The organism is Flavobacterium sp., from assembly GCF_035760125.1.
GTDB lineage: Bacteria > Bacteroidota > Bacteroidia > Flavobacteriales > Flavobacteriaceae > Flavobacterium.
Window position 1 is genome coordinate 1 of the sequence record NZ_DASTTN010000415.1, and the last position, 3422, is coordinate 3422.

Below are 3422 nucleotides of genomic sequence, written 5' to 3' on the forward strand. Positions count from 1 at the left end.
ATTGTTGTTGCTGATTATTTATTATTGCTTTACTGTCCGTTTTAGTTTCAAATAGTTTCACCAAAAGTGTATCAAAAGTTATATTTTTTGCTTTGACAGTAGCATTACCCGCGGCCTCTAATGGACTTGAAATAAACATATCAATATCCAACTCATGTCCAATGTCGTATACAATGCTGGAAATAGGAATGTTTTCAAAATCAACATCCAATAATTTTTTTTCAGGGTCAATTACTGTAAAGAAAAAATTTGATTTTCTGGAACTTTGCGGTTTACTTTGTTTAGTAATGTCAGCATTTATATTAGTATTAGGAGAAAAGTTTCCATCCAATTGATCAAAAATATAGAAATTATCTCTGGATTTAGTGACATTTAAATTATTAGCATAGGCTAATTTATTTAAAGCAGCATCAAAAGGAACATTTTTGATGTATGCGGTTAATAAATGGTTTTCTAAACCGGGAGCAAAGACTAGATTCTTGCCACTTACATCCATTATCTTTTTGAAAACATCATATAATTTATCTTCTTTTAAATCTAGAGAAAGCCAATCATTTGTTATGTCATATTTTACATCAATCTCTTTTTGAACTGTTTTTTCAACAGGTTTTTCATATGATTTAATAGATAATATATTGCCAGAAAAATCGATACTTAGATTGTATTCCTTGCAAAGGAAAAGCAATAAATCACTTACCGTTACATTGGTGAAATCATTTACGAGGTTTATTTGAGCTAAATTTGGAGCAACACTGATGTTTAACTTATGGTTTTCGGCAATAGCCAACAGAAAGCTAGATAATGAGGCTTCTTTAATAGTAATATTAACTTTCTCCGTTAATCCGGGTGTGTCGAGCTTAATAGCTTCGAGATTGTTTCTAATTTGTTCAATTCTATTTTCTTGACTAAAAGTAATTTGAAAAATAAATAAAATTAGTATAATGGTGATTTTTCTCATGAATAGGGGGCAAATTGAATCGGCTAATATAAGTTTTATTATAGAAGTAATGAAAAAACTTCTTCTATTGAAGTGGTTCCCTCTTTGATTAATGATAATGCATTTTTCTTTAAAGTGAAAATTTCTTTTTCTTCGATATAATGATCAATTTCCAATTGATTGTTTTTTATTAAAGCAGAAAGTTCGTTGTCAATTGGAAGTATTTCGTATATGGCTTTTCTTCCGGAATAACCAGTATGATAACAGTGATCACATCCAACGGCTTCGTGATGGTTTATTAAATTTTCAGGTATTTCAAAGCCAGTTGGAAATACGTCCGCTGAAATTGGCTTTTCTAATTTACAATGATTGCAAAGTTTACGAACTAAGCGTTGTGCTACGCTTAGGTTAAGAGTACTGGCAATTAAAAAAGAAGGTATTCCCATGTCTATTAATCGTGAAATGGTTGCCCAAGCCGAGTTGGTATGAATGGTAGATAAAACGAGGTGTCCTGTTAAGGCTGCTCTAATTGCCATATTGGCGGTGTTGACATCACGTATTTCTCCAACCATAATGATATCTGGATCCTGTCGTAAAAAAGTTCGGAGGGTAGTGGCAAAATCAAGCCCAATATTTTCTTTTAATTGTACTTGATTGATTCCTTCCAACGTATATTCAATTGGGTCTTCAACCGTTAGTATATTTGTGTTGGGAAGATTCAGTTTTTTTAAAGTGGCATATAATGTTGTTGTTTTACCAGAACCTGTAGGGCCCGAAATGAGAACAATGCCATTAGGTTTTTTAATGTTTTCTAAGTAGGTAATTAGTTCTTTTTCAGTAAAACCAAGAGCATTAATGTCTATGTGGCTGGTGTCTTTACTCAAAATACGGAGCACTACCTTTTCTCCATGCAGGGTAGGTAGAATAGAAACCCGAATATCAAAGTCTTCGTAATCTGTTACGATGGTAATACGTCCATCTTGTGGTAATCGTTTTTCGGAAATATCGAGTTGAGCCCTGATTTTTATTTTGTTGATCAGAACAGGATATTCTTCAGTAGTAATATGAAATTGTTCTTTTAATTTTCCATCGAGGCGAAATCGCACTCGAGCATTTTTTTCGTAGGGTTCAAAATGAATATCACTGCTACCAATTTCCTTAGCATTGACTACAATTTTCTCCAAAAAATCAATAGAGTAATGAATGCTTGATACAACATTAGAAGAGGATTTTCTATAATTGGTGCTTAAGTATCTATTGATGTTCTCGCTAGTTTCTTCTTTAAGCTGGGTAGGGAAGTTGAGTAAAACAGAAAGCTCAGCTTGTAAAGTGGTGATATCTTGGTTGTCTGTTTTTAGTATCAGCTGATTGCCTATTTTTTCTACAGGAATTATTCTGTAGTGATAGGCTTGTTCCGATTTGATAAGTTGTTGAATTTCTATTGGAATGTTAAAATGGCTCATTGTTTAATAGGCGTATAAAAAGTTGCACTCATAAAAAAAACTAATGGCATATATAGTTCCAAAAAATAAAGACATGTACCCGGCAAGTGGAACTGTTTTTTCTATTTGCCTGTGTTTTAAAATGAAATGTAAAAGCAGCGAAAAGAATAAGGAAAAAACAAAAAGGATAAAAAAAGAAACTATAGAAAATGAAAATGCTATAAAAAGAAAAAATAATACATCGCCTAATCCAAATACTTCTTTTAAAAGATTCTTCTTCAATCTAAAAGTGGCATATAAATAGCATGTCAATAGTAAAATAGTAACAAATAGTATGTTAAATCCAATATTGATCAAAATAGAATAAAAAGGCACAACTTTTATTTGTAAAAGAAGTGTTGAAATACCTATAAGAGGATATAGAAACCAATATACTTTTCGGTCTTTATAATCTTGATAAAGGATTAGAAAAAAAACGCTAAGCAGTAAAATTCTAAAAACCCACATTAGTCATTGATAATTTGTTTTGGAACCCCATTTTGATCGATTTCCCAAACATTAAAAACTCCATTCCCATTAAAATCAGTCAAAGCAGTGGCTTTTACTTTAAAATCACTATTAGTAGATTGTACAATTTCATAGGAATAATTGGCACTACCATTTTGTTTGACCGTTTTTGGAGCCTCGAAGTCTATTTCTGTGAAATTTGGACTGTATTTAGAGTACATGAAGTAGTATTGTTTTTCGGCATTGTAAATTGCTTTGAGCTGTACTTGAGCCTCTACGCTCTTGGCTTTTGTGATTAATGGCATTAAATTTGGCAAAGCGATAAGTAAAAGAATTCCAATGATTGCCAAGACGATTAACATTTCTTGGAGGTTGAAGGAAGGTAACTTTTTTAAAAAAATCTTTTTCAAAATCAAATTGTTTTAGAAAGCAAATATATAATTTTTATTTAAAAAATAGGTTAGTGTGCCTGATTAGGTTCTTTTACAATATAATAGGTATATATACCTTAAAAATAATATAGAATTTGATTTTTC

The 3422-nt window shown here is 31.3% G+C and carries 2 protein-coding genes and 1 pseudogene; all 3 read right to left on the reverse strand.

Translation table 11 applies throughout. The features are described 5' to 3' along the window. Nucleotides 1-958, reverse strand: a pseudogene (locus VFS71_RS14650) (hypothetical protein); the annotation flags it as partial. A 38-nt stretch (nucleotides 959-996) separates the two neighbouring features. Beyond that, on the reverse strand, nucleotides 997-2400 hold the full coding sequence (locus VFS71_RS14655; RefSeq protein ID WP_326402147.1) for a GspE/PulE family protein: 1404 nt from the start codon (nucleotides 2398-2400) through the stop codon (nucleotides 997-999). A gap of 485 nt (nucleotides 2401-2885) precedes the next feature. Then, on the reverse strand, nucleotides 2886-3296 hold the full coding sequence (locus VFS71_RS14660; protein ID WP_349256357.1) for a type IV pilin protein: 411 nt from the start codon (nucleotides 3294-3296) through the stop codon (nucleotides 2886-2888). Nucleotides 3297-3422: the final 126 nt, after the last annotated feature.